The organism is Paenibacillus sp. J22R3, assembly GCF_056269305.1.
Genome location: NZ_JBWDNS010000001.1, coordinates 1671866 through 1690781 on the forward strand (window position 1 = coordinate 1671866; position 18916 = coordinate 1690781).

At 49.5% G+C, this 18916-nt stretch carries 14 protein-coding genes; 3 read left to right on the forward strand and 11 right to left on the reverse strand.

Going from position 1 to position 18916, the window contains the following annotated elements; translation table 11 throughout:
- Positions 1-104: 104 nt before the first annotated feature.
- From AC0YN4_RS07890 to AC0YN4_RS07915, 6 genes are all read right to left on the reverse strand, one after another.
- On the reverse strand, positions 105-935 hold the full coding sequence (locus AC0YN4_RS07890; protein WP_475779253.1) for a carbohydrate ABC transporter permease: 831 nt from the start codon (positions 933-935) through the stop codon (positions 105-107).
- Positions 932-1819, reverse strand: coding sequence for a carbohydrate ABC transporter permease (locus AC0YN4_RS07895; RefSeq protein WP_475835587.1), 888 nt, complete (start codon positions 1817-1819; stop codon positions 932-934). Before AC0YN4_RS07895 ends, AC0YN4_RS07890 begins: the two co-directional genes overlap by 4 nt.
- 95 nt (positions 1820-1914) lie before the next feature.
- Positions 1915-2316: a hypothetical protein gene (locus tag AC0YN4_RS07900; RefSeq protein WP_475835516.1), complete on the reverse strand. Its 402-nt coding sequence runs from the start codon at positions 2314-2316 to the stop codon at positions 1915-1917.
- 23 nt (positions 2317-2339) lie between these two features.
- The gene (locus AC0YN4_RS07905) at positions 2340-2798 is read right to left on the reverse strand and encodes a hypothetical protein (RefSeq protein WP_475835517.1); all 459 of its coding nucleotides are present in this window, start codon (positions 2796-2798) and stop codon (positions 2340-2342) included.
- A gap of 159 nt (positions 2799-2957) precedes the next feature.
- Positions 2958-4562, reverse strand: a complete 1605-nt coding sequence (locus AC0YN4_RS07910; RefSeq protein ID WP_475779250.1) for a helix-turn-helix domain-containing protein — start codon at positions 4560-4562, stop codon at positions 2958-2960.
- Entirely contained in the window at positions 4540-6345 is a 1806-nt protein-coding gene (locus tag AC0YN4_RS07915; RefSeq protein ID WP_475779249.1) for a cache domain-containing sensor histidine kinase, read from the reverse strand. The genes AC0YN4_RS07910 and AC0YN4_RS07915 overlap by 23 nt, the downstream gene beginning before the upstream one ends.
- Positions 6346-6478: 133 nt before the next feature.
- On the opposite strand from AC0YN4_RS07915, the gene AC0YN4_RS07920 reads away from it, so the two are divergent.
- On the forward strand, positions 6479-6817 hold the full coding sequence (locus AC0YN4_RS07920) for a L,D-transpeptidase (protein ID WP_090979722.1): 339 nt from the start codon (positions 6479-6481) through the stop codon (positions 6815-6817).
- 94 nt (positions 6818-6911) lie between these two features.
- Positions 6912-7916, forward strand: coding sequence for an S-layer homology domain-containing protein (locus AC0YN4_RS07925; protein WP_475779248.1), 1005 nt, complete (start codon positions 6912-6914; stop codon positions 7914-7916).
- A gap of 66 nt (positions 7917-7982) precedes the next feature.
- Here the strand turns inward: AC0YN4_RS07925 and AC0YN4_RS07930 are convergent, their stop codons facing one another.
- From AC0YN4_RS07930 to AC0YN4_RS07940, 3 genes are all read right to left on the reverse strand, one after another.
- Positions 7983-8816 (reverse strand): SPL family radical SAM protein, encoded by an 834-nt coding sequence (locus AC0YN4_RS07930; protein WP_475779247.1) that lies wholly within the window; start codon positions 8814-8816, stop codon positions 7983-7985.
- Between the two features lie 12 nt (positions 8817-8828).
- On the reverse strand, positions 8829-9530 hold the full coding sequence (locus AC0YN4_RS07935; protein ID WP_475835518.1) for a uracil-DNA glycosylase: 702 nt from the start codon (positions 9528-9530) through the stop codon (positions 8829-8831).
- Positions 9531-9984: 454 nt separating this feature from the next.
- Positions 9985-10371, reverse strand: coding sequence for a hypothetical protein (locus AC0YN4_RS07940; RefSeq protein ID WP_475835519.1), 387 nt, complete (start codon positions 10369-10371; stop codon positions 9985-9987).
- A 309-nt stretch (positions 10372-10680) separates the two neighbouring features.
- On the opposite strand from AC0YN4_RS07940, the gene AC0YN4_RS07945 reads away from it, so the two are divergent.
- On the forward strand, positions 10681-11376 hold the full coding sequence (locus AC0YN4_RS07945; RefSeq protein ID WP_475779244.1) for a helix-turn-helix domain-containing protein: 696 nt from the start codon (positions 10681-10683) through the stop codon (positions 11374-11376).
- A gap of 29 nt (positions 11377-11405) precedes the next feature.
- Here AC0YN4_RS07945 and AC0YN4_RS07950 read toward each other — a convergent pair whose 3' ends face one another.
- Positions 11406-11948, reverse strand: coding sequence for an NUDIX hydrolase (locus tag AC0YN4_RS07950; protein WP_475835520.1), 543 nt, complete (start codon positions 11946-11948; stop codon positions 11406-11408).
- Positions 11949-12106: 158 nt separating this feature from the next.
- Positions 12107-18745, reverse strand: coding sequence for a LamG-like jellyroll fold domain-containing protein (locus tag AC0YN4_RS07955; protein ID WP_475835521.1), 6639 nt, complete (start codon positions 18743-18745; stop codon positions 12107-12109).
- Positions 18746-18916 lie beyond the last annotated feature (171 nt).

Sequence of the window (18916 nt, forward strand, 5' to 3'; positions counted from 1 at the left end):
CAACTTACGCCTTTTGAAGCAGCTTTTTCCGTTCCTATTCTCTCCTAACAAAAAAGCCCGCCTCAACAAAAGTTGAGACGGGCTTCTTCCTGCTATGCTTCCACTTAACCTTTAACCGCTCCGGCAACCATCCCTTTGATGATATACTTCTGCAGGAACAGGAAGACTGCAATCGGCGGAATCGAGGTATACACGACAGCCGTTAATGCATACTGCCACTCACTCTTATACTGACCAAAGAATTTATACGATGCCAATTGCAATGTCGCCTGCTTGCCATTGAGCATAAGAAGCGGCAGCAGGAAGTCATTCCAAATCCACATCACGTTCAGGATGATAACGGTGCTGATAACCGGAACCATGACCGGGAATACAATGCGAATGAACACTCCATAACGCGAAGCACCATCGATAGCGCCGCTCTCTTCAAGCTCAATCGGCAGCGACTTGACGAACCCGTGGAACATGAATACCGCGAGCGGAGCACCAAGCCCCCAATAAATAATACCCAATCCGCCAAGCGAATTGATAAGATGGAATGTCTTAGCGAGCTTCGTCAACGTAATCATAAAGGACTGGAACGGAATCATCATTGGCGAGATCGCCAGGAAGAACAGCACCGTACTTAATCTTGACTTCGTTCGTGAAAGCTTATAACCGGCCATAGAACCGATAATAACAATGCCGGTCACGCTAATCAATGTAAGTAAGAAGGTATTCATGAACAGCTTCGGATACCCCATGAGGCCCCAAACTGCTTGATAATTGTCGAACATAAGCGTCTTTGGAAGCGCCAAGATGTTAGTCAGAACCTGCTCGTAGGTCTTGAATGAGTTGAACACAACAAGGAAGAGCGGATACAAGAACAACAGGGCCAAGATCGCAATGGCAATCTCCAGAATGAAATTAAATCTCTTTTGACTGCGATGTGTCATGCCTCCACCTCCCTGCTTTTCGTAAAGCGAACTTGAATGATTGTAATGAGCAGGATGAGTACAACGAACACCAGCGATTTAGCCGTTGCATAACCAAAGCGATTATTGACGAAGGCTTCGTTGTAAATATCAATGGTGATGCTGTTCGTAGCGCCGCCCGGTCCACCGAAGGTTAACGTATAGATGATGTCAAATACTTTCAGCGAGTTCGCTAAGGACAGGAATAACGCGACCGTGATGGAAGGCATAAGCAGCGGCAACGTGATTTTGAAGAACCGACTTATTCCCACACAGCCGTCAATGGATGCTGCCTCGAGCAAATCACCGGGAACGGACTGTAAGCCCGTAATGTAGATCATCATGTAGAATCCGACCGACTGCCAAATCCCAACGAACAAGATCGACCAGAACGCCAGGTGCGCGTTCCCCAGCCAGCTCCATTGAAACACGTCCCAACCCGTAGCCGAGTACAAGACGTCGAAGCCTTTCGTGAACATAAACCGCCATATAAAGCCGATAATAATCAAGCTGATGATGTAAGGCACGAAGAATGCTGTCCGATATAAGCCGCGTAATTTGAGCGCTTTCGTCAAGACTACCGCGAGCAAGATGGCAACTACATTCGTCAGCACAACTGCCAGCAATGTGTATTCTAGCGTGAAGACAAGCGCCTTCAGCGCGTTTGTGTCTGAAGTTAGAAGTTCTTTGAAGTTCTTCAATCCAATAAATTTAATATGTTTGCCTACGCCATTCCATTTGGTTAACGAGTAGTACATGGACATCATAAAAGGGATGATGGCCGAAATCAGAATGCATACCATGGCCGGTACGACGAAAACGCCAAATTCAATTCTGCTTCCCCATTTGTTGCGTGTCTTCATCATCTCACTCCACCCGAATGCTGTAATGACAGCCATGGCCGGAAGGCTGCTTCCGGCCGGACTGCCTACTAGATGTTAAACTGCTGATTAAACGAATGTTATTCTGCAGCTTCCGCTAAAGTACGGTATGTTTTGTTCATTTCTTCTTTTGCTTCGTCTGCACTTGCTCCGCCTGCAATGTATTTCTGCAGAATTTCGCCGGCTTTCTGTTCGAAGCCATCCGGCCAGTAGCCTTTAACCCAAGGGTATGTCACGCCGTCTTTAAGAATCGTTTGCGTTTCTTTGGACAGCTGCGCGTCTGGGAACGGTGCAGTGGCTACCGTAGAAATTTGTTTCGTACCTACTGGAATGAAGGCTTTACCTGCTTCGGAAGTTGTCATCCAATCCAGGAATTTCAGCACTTCTTTCAAGTTCTCGGAATCTTTGTTGACGCGCCATACGATATTGGAGTCAACCATAAGGCCTGCTTTGGAACCGTCATCTCCGACCGGACCTGGCATAAAGCCCATATCGATGCTCGGGTTCAGCTTGCGAACGGAGTCCTCAACCCATGTGCCTTGTTATCGAGCGTAACGCCCGGAAGCGCAGTAGGCACGATGTTCTTCATGAACGGCTCGTTCGTCAGGTCGTACACATAATCTTGATAGGTCTTATTCTCGTTATAAGCACCCGTCATGAAGATATCAGGGATATCGCCTGAATTAATGCGGGATTTCAACAAGGTCGGATAGTCATCCTGATGAATCGTTGCTGTTATCGTAACGTTCGGATGTTCGATCTTGTAATCGGCAGCCAGCTTATTGATTGCTTCCGTCATCTCCGGCGCGTACTGGAGAATGTTGATCTCTACCGGTTCCGTGTTAGTACTACTGTTTTCATTCGTGCTATTATTGTTACTGTTCGCATTGCTTCCGCATGCCGTTAATAGTGCTGGTACAAGCGCTGCGGTCGCTGCCAGTGTTACCCATCTTTTTGCTGCCATAATCGTAAGCCTCCCCTGGTTGTTTAACGCTTACAAACTAGTATTCTTATCTTGCTGCTCCCTTATTTTCGTCTGAAACGCCCTTGCGAACAATGTAAAAAACAAACGCATTATGGGTAAAAAAATGACGAGTGGACAATTGATGTCCACTCGCTCTTATCATTCCATCTTCACCCTGAACTCTTGAGGAGTGAGACCGGTATATTTTTTGAACGCTTTGCTGAAATAATTCTGATCGCGAAAACCGACCCTTTCGCTGACGGTTTGAATTTTGAGCGATTTGTCGCTCAGCCATTCCTTCGCTTTGGCCATCCGAATTTGCAGCTGGTATTCATGAATGCCAATGCCATATTTCTGCTTGTAGGTACGAGCCAGATGCTCTTTACTCATATGAAACCGTTCCGCAAAGAACGAAACAGGCAGTTCCTCGTAATAATGCAGCTCAATATACCCTTTAATTCGCTCCGGCACCGATGTTGAACCGCTTTCAGATCGACGCGATTCCGCAAGCGCTGTAAAGAGCGGATGGAAATACTCCAGCACCGTGGCCTTGAAGACCGCATATTCGAATACTCTGCCTCGGAGCGAACGATCGAATTGGCCCAATGCCATCGCAGATAAGGAATCAGAAGGCGTGTCAGCCTTGAGCTGAGCAATCAGCATCTCCGCGAACATCCGCAATTCGTCTTCCATCGCCAGCATGCCGCTCATGGTAACTACGCCTGAGGCTTCAATCTCTTCCAGCCATTTGCGCAGCTCCTGCATCGCTTGACGCTCGCTGCCCGATTCAATCGTTTGTTCGAATAAATTCGATCGATCCAAGATCGACGGACGCTCGCCCTCCGCTTCCTTCGCTGTCGGCCGCAGATCGATCATATTAAGTGCCATCAACGAACGTAAGGCTGCAGCATACGAATCCCCGAGATCCTCGATCTGAGCAAGATGGCCTTCTGAGGCGACAAGCCTAATCGTAAACAAGGCTGTCAGCTTATCGATCATTCCCCAAATCCCGATACTTTGATTCGAGCCTGCTTCCGACAGATTAACAACAGCAACGATTTCCATCGCGTCACGGGTGTTTTTGAAGCTGAACGACTTTCCGAAACGCCCGAGAAGCTCGTCTACCGCATTCGTTAATGCGTAATAGAACGTATGGGTATCGCCGTAAAACTTGCGATCAATAACCTCCGCTGCATTCAACAGCTTGAAGACTACAACTCGGCAGAGCGCTTGTCCTGCATCTGTGCCAAGAACGGCTTCCAATTCCCGAATATGATGAAAACGGCCGTTACCATCGATGATGGATGAATAGATCTTCTCTTTGACAAGAGGTGCCGACAAGTTGCGATAGATCTGCGAGCTGCTGTCCACGAGATGCCGCTCGCGACGCTTGTTAATCAACGAGATGGCACGATCGATCACATCATTAAGCTCCGCTTTGCGAATCGGCTTCAGCAAATAGTCGATCGAACCGGCTTGCATCGCGCTGCGGGCATAAGTAAAATCATCAAATCCGCTGATGACAATGTAGCAGGCGTCCGGATAAGTAATCCTTGCTCGCTCCAGAAACTCTTCTCCGCCCATCAGCGGCATTTTCATATCGACAAATACGATATCCGGCTTCTGTTCTGTAAGTAGACGAAGACCTTCCTGCCCGTTACCCGCTTCCGCGACAATTTCAATTGCATGGTTGTCCCATTCGCCAAGAGCCCGAATAGCAAGGCGGGCGGGCTGCTCGTCGTCAATGATGATAGCCTTGTACATACGGTCTCTCCTCCTTCAAGGGCAGTGTAACGGTGACTTCCGTTCCAGCGCCGTGTTCGCTGGCAATATTCAATCCGTACTCCGGACCGAACAACAGCTTAATTCTCGCATTCACATTGTTAAGTCCAATGCCTTCTCGATATTCCACCAAATGACGATCCAGGAAGGAACGAATCTCGGTCAACCGGGCCGCGGATATGCCCGGGCCGTTATCGGATACGGTTAAGATTAACAGACCTTCATGGCTCGTTGCTTTGACGACGACATCCATGTCGCCTGTCATCTGCTCAAGTCCATGCTTGATCGTGTTTTCCACTAAGATCTGGACAATCATCTTCGGAATCCATGCTTCCTTGACGGCGTCCTCCACCTCAACATGCAGCCGCAGTCTGGAGCCGAAGCGTGCTTGCTGAAGCAGCATATAGTTGCTGATATGGGTTAGCTCCTCTTTGACCCGCACCGTCTCTGCTTCTTTGATCGAATAACGCAGGGAGGACGCAAGCGCATCCACCATATCCTGAATGCGATCCATCCCGCTGATAATCGCCTCAGTAGAAATCGCTTGAAGCGAATTGTATAGAAAATGAGGATTGATTTGGGCCTCTAATGCAATCAACCGAGCGTTGCGCTCATTCAATTGCATCTCGTACCGTTCACCAATGAGATCATTGATTTTCACAATCATTTGGTTGTACTTGCGCGAAAGGTGGGTAATCTCATCGCTTCCCTTGATTTCCCCCTGCACCTCGAAAATCCCATCTCCGAGCATCACAATTTGCCGGGACAGCTGCATTAGCCGTCTCGTTATCGCGTTAGCCGCAATCACAATGACCGAAATAAGCAATACAACTGCTCCGGAACCAACAAGGAGATTAATCCGCCGCGCATTTGCTGCATCCTTATTGAGCACGCTATATGGCGTCAACGTAACCAGCTTCCAGCCGTTATGCGGGGATACATTATAAATCGCCAGATAACGGGTATCATGGATCGTCCAGCTTCGCTGCTCCGTATCAACGGCGTTTATCGGAATGGTACGCGCAAGCTGCGCAGTAGCATCTGCCGCAAGACGAGGACCTTCTGCATAGAACAGTTCATTTGCTTCATTGAAAATACCGATGTACTCACCGGATTGGCCGGTCATATCCTGCAGGATTCGTTTGATTTCTTTCAAATTATACGTGATTGAGATCGCCGCAAGCGGCTTCTTATCCGCAATATTAATCAGGATCCGATGAAACACGAGGAAGTTGCCGCCATCCGTTTCGCCCGCGCCATAGCCCGACTCCATACTCCTAAACTTATGGCTTTGCGCCGCTTCCCTGTACCAACGTTCTGCCTCAGGGGCATTCGTTGCTTCTTGGCGAAGGTTTATGAACGCTTTGGACATGGTGTATTGCAAGCCTGTCTTCGGTGTATAAATGGACAGCGCTTCAATGTCATCACTGGAGTAGTATAAGTTCTTCAGCTGATTCTGGATATAGAGCTGACTGCCGTATTCTTTGGAAATAATAGCATCCATGAATTGCGAATCTTTGCGCAGCGAGATCGAGAGCTCATCCATTCGGTCCAAATAACCGTCTAGATTCTGATTGACCAGCTTGAGAATTTTGCGATTACTTTCGATGAAATGGTCTCGATTCATGCCCGCCGATTGCAGGTAGGACAAGTAGGAGAGCAGGATGACAATGCATGCTGCTATTGCTGAGAACAGCATAATGAGCTGGTTGCGAAGCTTACTCGCGATGGTGACATGAAGCATTTTCCATAAATTAACAATCACATGAAGTCCTCCAACGCAGAATAGTACCATTATAGCGCGTCGTTGAAAATATACAATTTACGCCTAACTTCACCCACACTCGACTCCTCCTCATCTGCTCTCTCATATGCTGACGAAGAGGAGTGATTCAAGCATGCCCAATTACAGAATTATCGTGGATTTATCTGATCGACACCTCTACCTGCTCGACGATAATATCGTCGTTCGAGGGTTCCCCGTTGGAATTGGCAAAATGCTGACGCGTACTCCGACCGGAGAGTTCACAATTATCAATAAACAGGAGAATCCGGGCGGTCCTTTCGGCGTGTTGTGGATGGGATTATCTAAGCCGCATTACGGCATTCACGGCACCAATGACCCCGGCTCCATAGGAAGAGAAGTCTCTCATGGGTGCATCCGGATGTATAACAATGATGTGCTTGCGCTATCCGCACTTGTCCCGGTGAATACAAGGGTTACGATTCGGCCATAATTCCGCATGTTTTGCACCTTCCGTTGCAACTTTATCGAGTGAAGGTGCGTCTACATAAACAAGACAATCCATCATATAAGAGGTGAATCCACTCATGTTGAAACGGTTCGCACTGTTTACGATGATGCTGCTGCTATTCCTGACAGCATCCCAATCGGTTTGGGCATTCTCGGATATTAAGAACGATCCCAATGAAGCGAAGATCGCGGAGCTTCAGAAGATGGGCATTCTGTCCGGAAGCGGCAAAACCGATGTGTTCCAGCCGAAGGGCAAGCTCACTTACGCTTCAGGCATTTCAATGATCGTGAAAGGACTCGGACTCAATATTGACAACATCCGCTTCATTAAGGAACCGAAAGTAACGGATAGTTTCCCGAAGATGAAGGACGATGCTTGGTATGCCAATTCTTTTATCATCGCTTCATTGAACGGACTGGATATCCCAAGAGATACCGATCCTGCCGCTCTGATGACGAAGGAGCAATTTGCTCACCATCTGATGAAGGGCATTCTTCGTCAAGGTGACTTTGCTTTCATCGATTTGTATGTCATCTTGAAGGATGAAGCAGATGTCGAGCAGGCCTACATGGACAGCATTCAGAAGCTCCTGATTCTCAAAATCGCACAGCTCGACAAAAACCAAAAGTTCTCACCTAAGACAGCGATTACGCGCAGCGATGCAGCCGGTTGGTTACATGGCGCCATCCAATTCGTCAAGAATACACCGCCTGTCCCACCGATTGAGGAGCCAATCCCGTTCCCGCTCTACGATTTGCAACTGTCCTCCAAGGCTGTTAACAGTGAGATTACCGAAGTAACGGTGTCCGCTCAAGCGCCTAATCCCGGTTATGGACTGCGCATTGCTTCCATTTCGTTCGAGGGCGATCAAGCGATCATCCATGTCGAACCGATCTATCCGGATAAAGACAAATTTTACGCACAGGTAATTACAAATGTAAAAGCCGTCACCTATATCGCGTCCGGCTTCAAACCGGTGCTCGGCGATGCAGGTGCATCTGTTGGCGGATCGACCGGCATTATTGGCGGTAACGGTACTTCTGCCAGCTCCCAAGCGCCGGATATGGCAGTTGGCCAATAATCGACTTCGTAGATTATGAAACAGGAAAACCCCTCCAAGCAAAGATGCTTTGAGGGGTTTCTTGTGTTAGGGCAGAAATCCTTGTTGGCCAAAATAAACGGTATCATGCGGCATCAACTCGCTCAGCTGCTGCAGGAAGAGATCTGCTGTCTGCGGCGTATATAGTGCTTCGTGGCCAAGCTCCTGATAGCGTTCAACCATCTTTAGCTGCGCTGTCCGTTTGCCCCCGCTGCCATCGCCGCGGAAGAAATCATCCACAACGACTCTCTCTACGCTGGCAGCGATGATTTCGGCAAATTTATCGCTGCATGGAAGCAGCGGCGATACGGCTGCCTGTACCGGAATGCCCGCTTCCCTCAGCTCACGGATTACCCGCAACCTCGCTGACAGAGGCGGCGCGTCCGGAGTCAGCTTCTTCCGAATGGATTCCAAATCAGTCTCGACAGTCACGCTTATTCGTATTCGGTCACCGAGGGTTCTGAACAAATCGACATCTCTTATTACCAATGGACTTCGAGTCTGCACGAGCAGAAACTGCGGTGGCTCCTCAGCCATGATTTCGAGCAGCTTCCTCGTCACACCTTCCTTGTATTCGGCCGGCTGATAAGGGTCGGTGGCGGATGACATAAATACGGTGACATTACCTTTGGTAAGCGCCTTGCGCCATTCCTTGCGGAAAGCATCCGCCTCGAATCGTTTCGGCTCTACCCACTCCCCCCATGGCTCGCTGCGAAACATCGCAATCGGCATTCGCCTAACATAACAGTAGGAGCAGCCGAACGAACAACCCACATACGGATTGAGCGTATACGCATATCCCGTCAAATAACCGGAAGCCGGATTGAGGAAGCGAACGGCCGCTTGCTTCTTCTTTCCGGGTTCAGATGCAGATGCGGTCATATCGCTCCCCCTTTAGGTTAACGTTCCCTGCAGCTCAGCAAGCATAGGGATGCGCCACTGGATTTCACTGACGCCAAGCTCCCGCAGATAATGATTCACGCGCGAGAAAGGACGACTGCCGAAGAAGCCGCGACGTGCGGCAAATGGGCTCGGATGTGCCGATGAGATGACAAAGTGGCGTTCCTGATTTATCGATGCCGCTTTCTCTTGCGCATGCTTCCCCCACAGCACAAATACGACAGGCTGTTCACGTTCGTTTAACTTTGCGATCACCGTATCCGTGAAGCGCTCCCACCCCATGCCTTGATGGGATGCCGGCAATCCTGCTTTTACCGTCAGTACATTGTTAAGGAGCAGTACGCCTTGCTTAGCCCAAGCCTCCAGAAATCCATGATCAGGGATCGGCAGATCAAGGTCAGACTGCAATTCTTTATAAATGTTCTGCAAGGATGGCGGCGTCTTCACGCCGGGCAGCACCGAGAAGCTAAGTCCATGCGCCTGCCCAGGTCCGTGATACGGGTCCTGACCGATGATAACTACACGCGTATCCTGATACGAGGTGTAGTGGAGTGCATTAAATATCGCGCCTTGATCCGGGTAAACCAGCTCCGTCTCATATTGCTTCGCTAACTGCGAATTCAAATCGCGAAAATACGGCTTTTCCAATTCCCCGTTCAATACTTCAGCCCAATCGTTTCTAAGTACCAAAGTCATTTCGTCCCCCATTAATTGAAATAAAAAACTCCTTTGCCGTCGTTCTGAGTTCAATCAGAAGTGGTGCAAAGGAGGTTGTCTGTACTAAATCGAATACGATTATTTTAACATACTGCATAGGCGAATACAAAAGTTCAGCACCTGCTTAGCAATAGAAAAAGGAGCCTTTGCAGGCTCCTTCTCGACGGTGATCGATCGTTGAATTCTTCCATTCTCACACTAAACTTCTTTGAAAAACTTGGGCACCGCTTAGTACTCACCGATTTGACCCGGATCGTTATCAGCGCGTGTGTTCAGATCTGCTCTGCGACACAACCCCTCGCTTCCATATCGTGAAGTGATTAAATAAATTCCTCCAGTAGCCCTAGCACCATAAGGTCCAACGGAACCACACCTCTCTTCACACCGTCAACAATTATTATGCTCCGATTGGACTCGCTTTATACAGCCTGTATTAAAAATGTTGAACTGTCGCGCGATTTACCAGCTCAACCTCATGATAAAATTGTTTGTTTTTATTCGATTGAAAGTAAAACCTGTGATCGGTGAAATCCACATAAAATACAGGGATTTTCGTCCGTCTCGAACGGCATTTCTCCTTACTGTTCGTTGTGAACGAGCTACCTTTAGCTGTTCCGATAAAGTCATAGCCGTACGTGCTGGTTTCATGATGAGGCAAGTAAAATACAGACCCTTTCTGAGGGACAAAATAAATCGATTCTTTCGTCACCGATAAAAATCCGTAACCGGCATCTCCCCATGCCTCAACCGACATGATTGGCATTTCCTTGTATTCTTTGCGAATAAGCCGCTCACATCTCTGCCGCTTAAGGTTCTCCATGATGTTATATAGAATTGGCAACACCACGCACCACAAAGGGGTAAGCTTTATGTATAAGTGATTCCCCCAGAACAGCCATGTAACCAGCCCAACGAGGAAGACCAGCAAAAATATAGAGAGCCTCAAAAAACTCCTGCCAGCATAACTAATTCTCACTGTTCATGACTCCTTTTATTATTTTCATATCATTTCTCACAGATATAATAAATAATAACTAGATTCGAGCTTTCCGTCTGTTGACTTTACGTCACATTGCCGCTATTCTCTTAATGTATATATGGGAAATAATAGGGGGTTTAATAGGCAGCAATGGATATATGCCTGGAGTTTGGACAAAGAGTGAAAGAACTCCGAGCCAGGAGCGGAATGTCACAGGAACAGCTGGCATATCGATCTGGACTAGACCGTACGTACATAAGTGGAGTTGAACGGGGAGAACGTAATATTAGTCTTGTCAATATCCAGAAAATTACGGCTGCACTTCAAGTCACCATGTCTTATATGTTCTCTGGAGAGCGGTTCTCCTTAACGCCTACCTACCTTCCCAGAGATTTCAAAGTCCCCTTTAAAGAGCGATTTCAATACAACCTGGATCCGGAGAAGAAAGTGCTGGCATTCTCGGTTAGCGGGTTGTTCTCAGGCAAGCAGGATGTGGATTATTTATCTTCTGTCATCTTGGGGATCTGTTCCGCCTATGGGCAGAATGAGTTGAATATACTGGTCGATCATCGCGAGATGAAAGCCTCAGATGGGGAAGCCGTTGTCTATTCTCCTGAAATCGTGGAACTCGCTACCGTCTTCCAACAGGAGTTAACCAAATATAGCAATCGTGTGGTTGCCCTCTGTAATTCCGAGTTTATGGTCCAACAATTAAACCATGTGGCCAAGTCAAGCGGCATCTTCGATAAAGCAACGCATCTCTATGAGAAAGATAAAGATATGATCGGAAGAGCCTTCTCGCTGCTGGACATTCACAGTAATGCACTCATCAAACCAGCCAAATAAATAACCTCCATCGTGAGTACCTGATTGAATCAGATACTGCGATGGAGGTTTGTTTGTTTATTTAACCAATGAGCCGCTTCTTCAAGGATGATTCGATCTCGCAGCAGCATGAACCGAGTGGAATAATCGCTGACGGAGCTGTTCATGAATACGATGGCTTGATTGAGATGAACCCACTTCACTTGCATGCCGAGCTTGATCTCATTGTCTGATAGAGATGTAGCACCGGGCAGGTCTACCACTTTCGCGATGTAGCTGAACGAGCGCTGGAAAAACCGATTTCTATTCTTATGTTCATCCATATAACCCAGCTCATGAACAATGGATGCCATGCAGCCCGTTTCTTCTCTTATCTCCCGTATTAATGCTTCCTCGGCGTTCTCCCCCGCTTCTACCCCACCGCCGGGCAATTTATAAAGGCCTAGCTTCGCCATATACATCATCGCGACTTGGAAGTGGTCATTAATAAGAACGCCTCTGGAAGCGTGCCTAGACACCAGCTCCAGCATCTCCGGCTCACCGCCGTCAAAGTCACTGTCTGTGATTGTTCGAAGGAGTTGCAATTGTTTCACCTCGCTGAAGTTTAGGTATCTATTATCATATCTATGACTAATGAGATTATATTTCCAGTAGATGGGATATGGCAATACTTAAATTCAGATCGTGTCCGATTAAGTAAAAAAAAACCGACTTGCTCGCTGGCAAGTCGGCTTGTGTTTTCTGCTTATTTTTACAGGGAACTCTTTAACGCTTCGATGCTCTGCAGCAACAGATTCGCGAAAGCGGTGTTGATCTTTTTGCCTTTCTCCTTGTTGATATCCTTTTCCAGCTGTTTGAAATCCTTCGCGTCAAGCTTGCCTTTCGCTTGATCCTTTTGGATTTTGTCAATATCCGATTGAAGAGATTTCACTGTTTTGGCGTCCGCGATCAAACCGCGGGTTGCCCCGAGAGAGATCAGTTCGTCTAATTGAGCAACTTCTATCGTGATTTTCAAGCTGAACGTCTGCGTCGTTTGATGACCGAGATTATCCGTTGCTATAGCGACGATCGGATACGTTCCAACCGCGAGGCCGAGCGGATCTACGGAAACCGTTCCGGATGTCGTCTTGCCGTTAAAGGATACGGTCAATGATTGCAAGCCGCTTCCGCTGTCGCTTGCGGAGAATGTGATCGATACCGCTTCTGTTTGGAGATACGACAGATCGCTTGGAGCAACGATTACCGGCGGCGTCGAATCAATCGTGACGAGGGTTTCGCCCGTTACTCCTGATCCGTCATTTGCCGTGGCGACGACTTTGACTACACCGTCCCCCACTGCTGTCAGAAGGCCGTTCTCATCGATCGTCGCCTTGTTCGTTGCGTTGCCATCCGTGCCGACGACCTTCCAGGAGACGGATTTATCGGTTGCATTGTCAGGCGTCATGGTTGCGGTCATTTGCATCGTCCCGCCGAGGCTCGCGATCGCGGATGCTCCGCTCGCACCCGTTACGGCGATTCCTGTCACAGCTACATCAGTGTCATTGCCCGGCTTATCGTCCGGGTTCCCAATGTCGACAGGAACATAAGTACTCTCGCCAGGCACTGAGATGGACATCGGTTCGGTGTAGCCACAGATGCCAAAATATCCCTCGTTCGTATGATAATTATTCTCGTCAATCCAACTTGCGACGATCGTGTCGCCTGCCTTGACGCGGATCCACACGCCATAGTCGGTGTTTACTGTACTGATTTTAACCAGTGTGTCTGTATACGCCGGTACAAAGCCTTTGTTGTCCGCCAGCGCCGATCGGCCGTCATCCGACAGAATGCTTGAACCGGTCTTCCAGAGTTCCTGCCAATGCTGAATCTCAAAGGAGCCCTCCTTGAAGATAACACTGTATTTTGAGCCGCTCCAAGGGTTGTTTAGAAGATCCCCCTCGGTCGGAGCTCGCAGGGTAAAGTTCGGGAACGCCCCGGTGTTCATGCCGGACTCGAAGCCCACCACGAACTCTGCGTCGCCGAATGTTCTACCGGTGTAACCTGCAGTTCCAGCTCCGACGGGGGTCAACTTGGTATCGTTATTCTCCCAGTTGATTGAAGTCCCTCCGGATTTCCAATTAGCCTTATCTGCAATGACTGTGCCCATATCCACATACTCGGTCACGCGTCCGAGTTTGATGGAGGATCCAGTCGCCAGGCCGAAGTAACCAGGGGAGGAGACGTTTAAGTTATTCTCATCTCGCACGGAGAATAGCGTTTCGTCTCCATTCTTGAGCGTCACGGTCACGCCGCCGTACCCGCTTTCGTTGACATCATCCCATACTGCTCCGGCCTTCAAGAGCCGATCGTTAATGTCTACCGTCCATTGCCCCAATTGGAGACCCTGACCGTTGTAATAACGGGTCAGTGTGGCAGTCCTGCCTTGAATAGCAATCTCATACCTGTTGGCAGTTCGCGTAGCCGCATTTGCCCGAAGTATGATGTTCAGGTCAAGAGCGTCAAGATCTTCACTCTCGTCCAGTTTCAAATAGAAGTCCTTGTTACTGTACTTTTCCTGGGTGTAGAACGCAGCTGCTGATTGGCCGGACTGAGCTTCCAGGGTGAGACCGGTCGGTTCGTCTTTCACAAACGACGATTGGTTGGCTGCCGTCCATTTGGCATTCTCAAACAGCATATCGTCCAGCAGTGCCACTGGGGACTGAAGCATCGGGTACAGATCGTCGCTGACAGGTCCCTCGTCAGGCGTAAGATCGGCACGCACAACCGAGAAGTCGTCTACCAGTGCTCGTGATCCGGATGTTGTCTTTGTGGCGTAGACTTTGGCTGTTCCGGTCTCGTCTGCCGTAAATGTGATGGACACCGATCGCCATGCGGGCCGGTCCAATTCATCTTTGAGGGTATCTGCACCGACAATTACGCCTATTTCTACCTTCTGCCCTTCGGCGCTGCTGCCGTTGCCCATCCGGGCAAAGCCGCGCAGCACGTATTCCACACCAGGCTCCAGACCTGCAATCTCCTGCTCGAGTCCGATGTTCTGACCGGTCAGCTCCACTGCGTTCTGATCGCGGGCATGAGCGTTGTCGGCCGATGAACCGGCTCTGACGAGCGATGCGCTCCCTGTCCCTGTTTTTTCCCAATACGGCATTGAGCCCATGCTCGGGAATTCCACGCGCGGCCACTCAAAACCGCTGTTGAACAACAGGTTTCTGTTCGAATAAGACAGGAACTGCGGGCCGCTGCTAACATCTTCGGCCGTTACCGGAGTACCCTTCAGACCGGCAGTCCAGCTATCTCCCGGCTGATAGGAGCCCATACTGACTGCGTCGGAACCGGATTTCAGGGTAAAGTCAAACGCCGATGGGTTGTTAAAGGTCGCGGTTCCATCGATGTCGTCATTTGGCCTGCTGTAGTTGTCCAGTACCACCGCGCCGGCGTTAACGTTATCAGTACCCACGCCGCGGGAATCTACGATGTTGTTCATAAAAACGTCCATGTAGGCGTCGCCTGGGGAGTTCGTGTAAATTTCAGGATTCGAGTGACTGGTTGCTCCTTTGTAGACCGTGTTGTTGACCACGGATATAAATTCGGAGCTGGAGTTAATGAAAACAGCCGTCCATGGCAAATTCCAAAACACATTGCCGTATACCAAGGCGTTCTTGCAGCCCAGATCAAAGTACACGCCATTGGAAAATTCGCTGTGGGAATCATGGATTTTGTTGTGGTGAATTTGGCTGTTACCAAAATCGTTATAAGCGAAATACATCAGTCCTGCGTCAGTGCTGTGCCAGTTACCGTCATGGATATCGTTGTAGGAGATTTCGCTGGCGTAGAAGCTGCCGCCGATCAGAGTTCCGCTGGCGTTATAAATCTGGTTGTGGCTGATCAAATGGTTGATACCCGAAATGGTTATCGAGAAGGTAAACAATGTCGGGCCGGTAGTAGCGTCATGCAGCTTGCTGTTGACGATCTTGTTGCCTTCGCCTTCAACGGTGACCAGCGCACCGGCAGAATAGGCGATCTCGCTGTTGATCAAGGTGTTGTTCTTGCCGCCTACGATGATGCCGCCCCGCTCATTATCTGGGGACAGGAATTCGGTGACGTACTTGGCTGTCATTTTATTCACTACATTGCTCACGCCGCTGCGCATAGTCAGGCTGCAGCCGTTTAGGTCGATACCTTCGATATGGATGTATTTACGGCTGGACAGATCCAAGCCCCAATCACGTGCTTTGTAACGAACATCCAGATCATTTGGGTTTAAGCCGTTCGGGAGCTGTACATACAGCGTTTCGCTATTCTGGTTATAAAACCACTCATATGGTGCATCCAGAGCGGCCATTGCGTTCTGGATATAGTAATGGAAATCATCGCCTGAGGCGTAGCCGGTTGGGCCTAGCTCATAGAAATTCATGTTTGCAAGATTAAGCCAGCCTGGCGTGGATGAGACGACTTCCGCACCGGATAAGTTCCATCCGCGGTTGTCCATACCCACAATCGCTGCACCGTCCCATGTACCTGCCGGTTGGTTCATCTCGGGGTCGCGCAGCTTGCCCGTAGGGGTAGACCATCCGCCGGTACTGGCATTCTCGCCGTCGAACTCATAAGTCAGCCAGTTCGGACGATAGTACGCGTCTTCCTTCGCAACGTTCGGATACCGTGAAGGCAGCATGGCTTCGCCGTCCACAAAAATTTGATTGCGGTAATTGCCCATCGGCAAGCTGATGTTCACTTTCCAGAGGTTGGCGTCATCTGCGTCATATTCCACCGCACTTGGGTTTGACGCCGTCTGCCATGCCTCGGTGATCAGGTTCGCACCTGAGATGACTACTTTCTCGCCGTCGCCAGATTTAAATGAAATCGGGTGTTCAGCCGTGCCGTTGTACTTCGGACGTACGGATTCTTCATAGACGCCCTCGTGGATGATTACGGTTTCGCCAGGCAGGAGAACATTAGCTGCCTTCTGAATCGTAAGGAATGGTTCGGCATCGGTGCCGGGGTTGCTGTCGCTGCCGGTCTTGGCCACATGATAGGTTTTGTCGCCTACCTGATCGGTGTCGGCCGGATCTGTCTGCTGTCCGGTGCCGTCTGTATTAGGCGCTCTGTTATATAGCGCTGCATGTGCGGTGCTACCCAGAGCAGAGGTGAAGATCGAAAGCTCATCCAGAAGGCCGGTATACGCGCTTTCATTATATCCGCCTCCGCCGAACCATTTGTAGGATTGAAGATTAACAGGGAATGTGGACGTATATGTCTTTTCACCGATCTGACTGCCGTCCAGATAAAGAACGACTGTTTTCTCCGTCGCGCTAAAGGAGAACGACAGATAGTGCCAGTTGCCGTCGGCCAAATTCCCTGCTGGCGCTGAAAGGCTGCTATCCCACTCGGAGCCATCAGATCCGTAAGATAGGAAGTTTATCTTGGTGTCGGTGTAATTGTTTTCACTCGTGCCCCAGCCGATATTCCACCAGATTTCTCCGGCATGTAACCCCCAACTGCCATCGGAGCCGCCATAAGGCGGGGCCATTAATGAACTGGATGTTCCTGGACTAGGAGCTGAGGGTTTGACCCATACGCCCATGGTAAGATCATTTACATTCGCGAACTGAGCACCGTAGTCGATTGTGAGCCCGCTCGCACCTCTGCTGTCCGTGGTGATTGCGGAAGTATTGCCCCGGCCGCTGTGATTGATATCCCACATATAGTTGGTTAATGTAGCCGTCAGACCGTCCGAAAGGGCGCCGGAGGTTGAACCATTGCCCTCATTGAAAGGAAAAAGGATCTCGCCTTGCAAGGGATCGCCTGAATTGCCTGTATTGTCGCTCGTATTAGGCGCTCTGTTATACAACGCTTCATGAGCGGTATCGCCCAGAACGGAAGGGAAAACGGAAAGCTCATCCAGCAGGCCCGTGTACCCGCTTCCATTATAGCCAGCCCCGCCGAACCATTTGTAGGCTTGCAGATTAATAGGGAATGTGGACGTGTAGCTCTTGTTACCGATCTGATTGCCGTCCACATACAGTGCGACTGTTTTCGCCGTCGCGCTGAAGGAGAACGCCACATAGTGCCAGTCACCGTCTGCCAAATTCCCCGCTGGCGCCGAAAGGCTGCTTCCCCACTCGGATCCATCCGATCCGTATGATGTGAAGTTTATGGTTGTGTCGGCGTAATTGTTTGCACTGGTGCCCCAACCGATATTCCACCAGATTTCTCCGGCATTTAACCCCCAACTGCCAGTGGTACCGGCATAAGGCGGAGCCATTAAATAACTGGATGATCCAGGAGTGGGAGCAGAGGGTTTCACCCAAACGCCCATCGTAAGTTCATTTACACTCGCGAACGGAGTACCGTAGTCGATCGTCAGCCCGTTCTGGCCTGTTTGGTCATTGGTAATCGCGGAAGTATCGCCCCGGCCATTGTGATCGATATCCCATACATAGTTGTTCAATGTGGCTGTCAGCTCACCGGAATTGGCGCTGGAGGTCGAACCATTTCCCTCATTGAAGGGGAATAGAATCTCGCCTTGGAGAGAATCGCCAGGATTGCCCGGATTGCTAGGATTGCTAGTATTAGGTGCTCTGTTATATAGTGCTTCATGCGCAGAGTCACCCAGAACAGAAGGGAAAACGGAAAGCTCATCCAACAGGCCGGTGTACGACTTAGCCTGGTACCCATTCCCTCCGAACCATTTGTAAGCTTGCAGATTGACTGGATATAGGGAACTATAATCTTTCTCGCCGATCAGATTGCCGTCTACATACAGAGCGATCGTTTTCGCAGTTGCACTTAAGCTGTATGCCAAATAATGCCAGTTTCCATCTGCCAGATTGCCTGCCGGCGCTGAGAGGCCGCCATCCCATTCGGAACCATTCGATCCATAAGACAGGAAGCTTATACTTGTGTCAGCGAAGTTGTTTGCACTGGTGCCCCAGTTGATACTCCACCAGATTTCTCCACTACTGAATCCCCAATTGCCTGTAGTACCAGCATAAGGCGGGGCCATTAAAGAACTGGTTTGTCCGGAATTGGGGGCTGCGGGCTTCACCCAAACGCCCATCGTAAGATCATTTACACTCGCGAAAGGAGTGCCGTAGTCGATTGTAATTCCGTTCTGGCCTGCTTGGTCATTGGAGAACGCGGAAGTATTGCCTCGGCCATTTGGATTCCAAGCGTAGTTGTTTAATGTCGCTGATAGATCGCCCGACAGGGCACTGGAGCTCGAGCCATTCCCCTCATTGAAGGGGAATAGAATCTCGCCTTGGAAGGGATCGCCTTCGGTAGGGGTATCTGCGAAAGCAGTCGCGGGCAGTAGTGTTAGTGCCACTAGCAAAATACTAAGAACCAAAGCAGTCAGACGCGATGCCAGGCGTGATTTCAGATTGTGCTTGTTCATATTATTATCCCTTCTGTGGTATATTTTGTGAAAACATTCATGGTCTATCATCAGGGCAAGCTTGTTAATCCCCTCCCAACATTTCGTCGTACGGATTGTAACGCAGCAAGCGTTTATTCATTGTCAACTTGTATTTTAGAGTCAGAAGCAAACGGAGAAAATGAACTATTC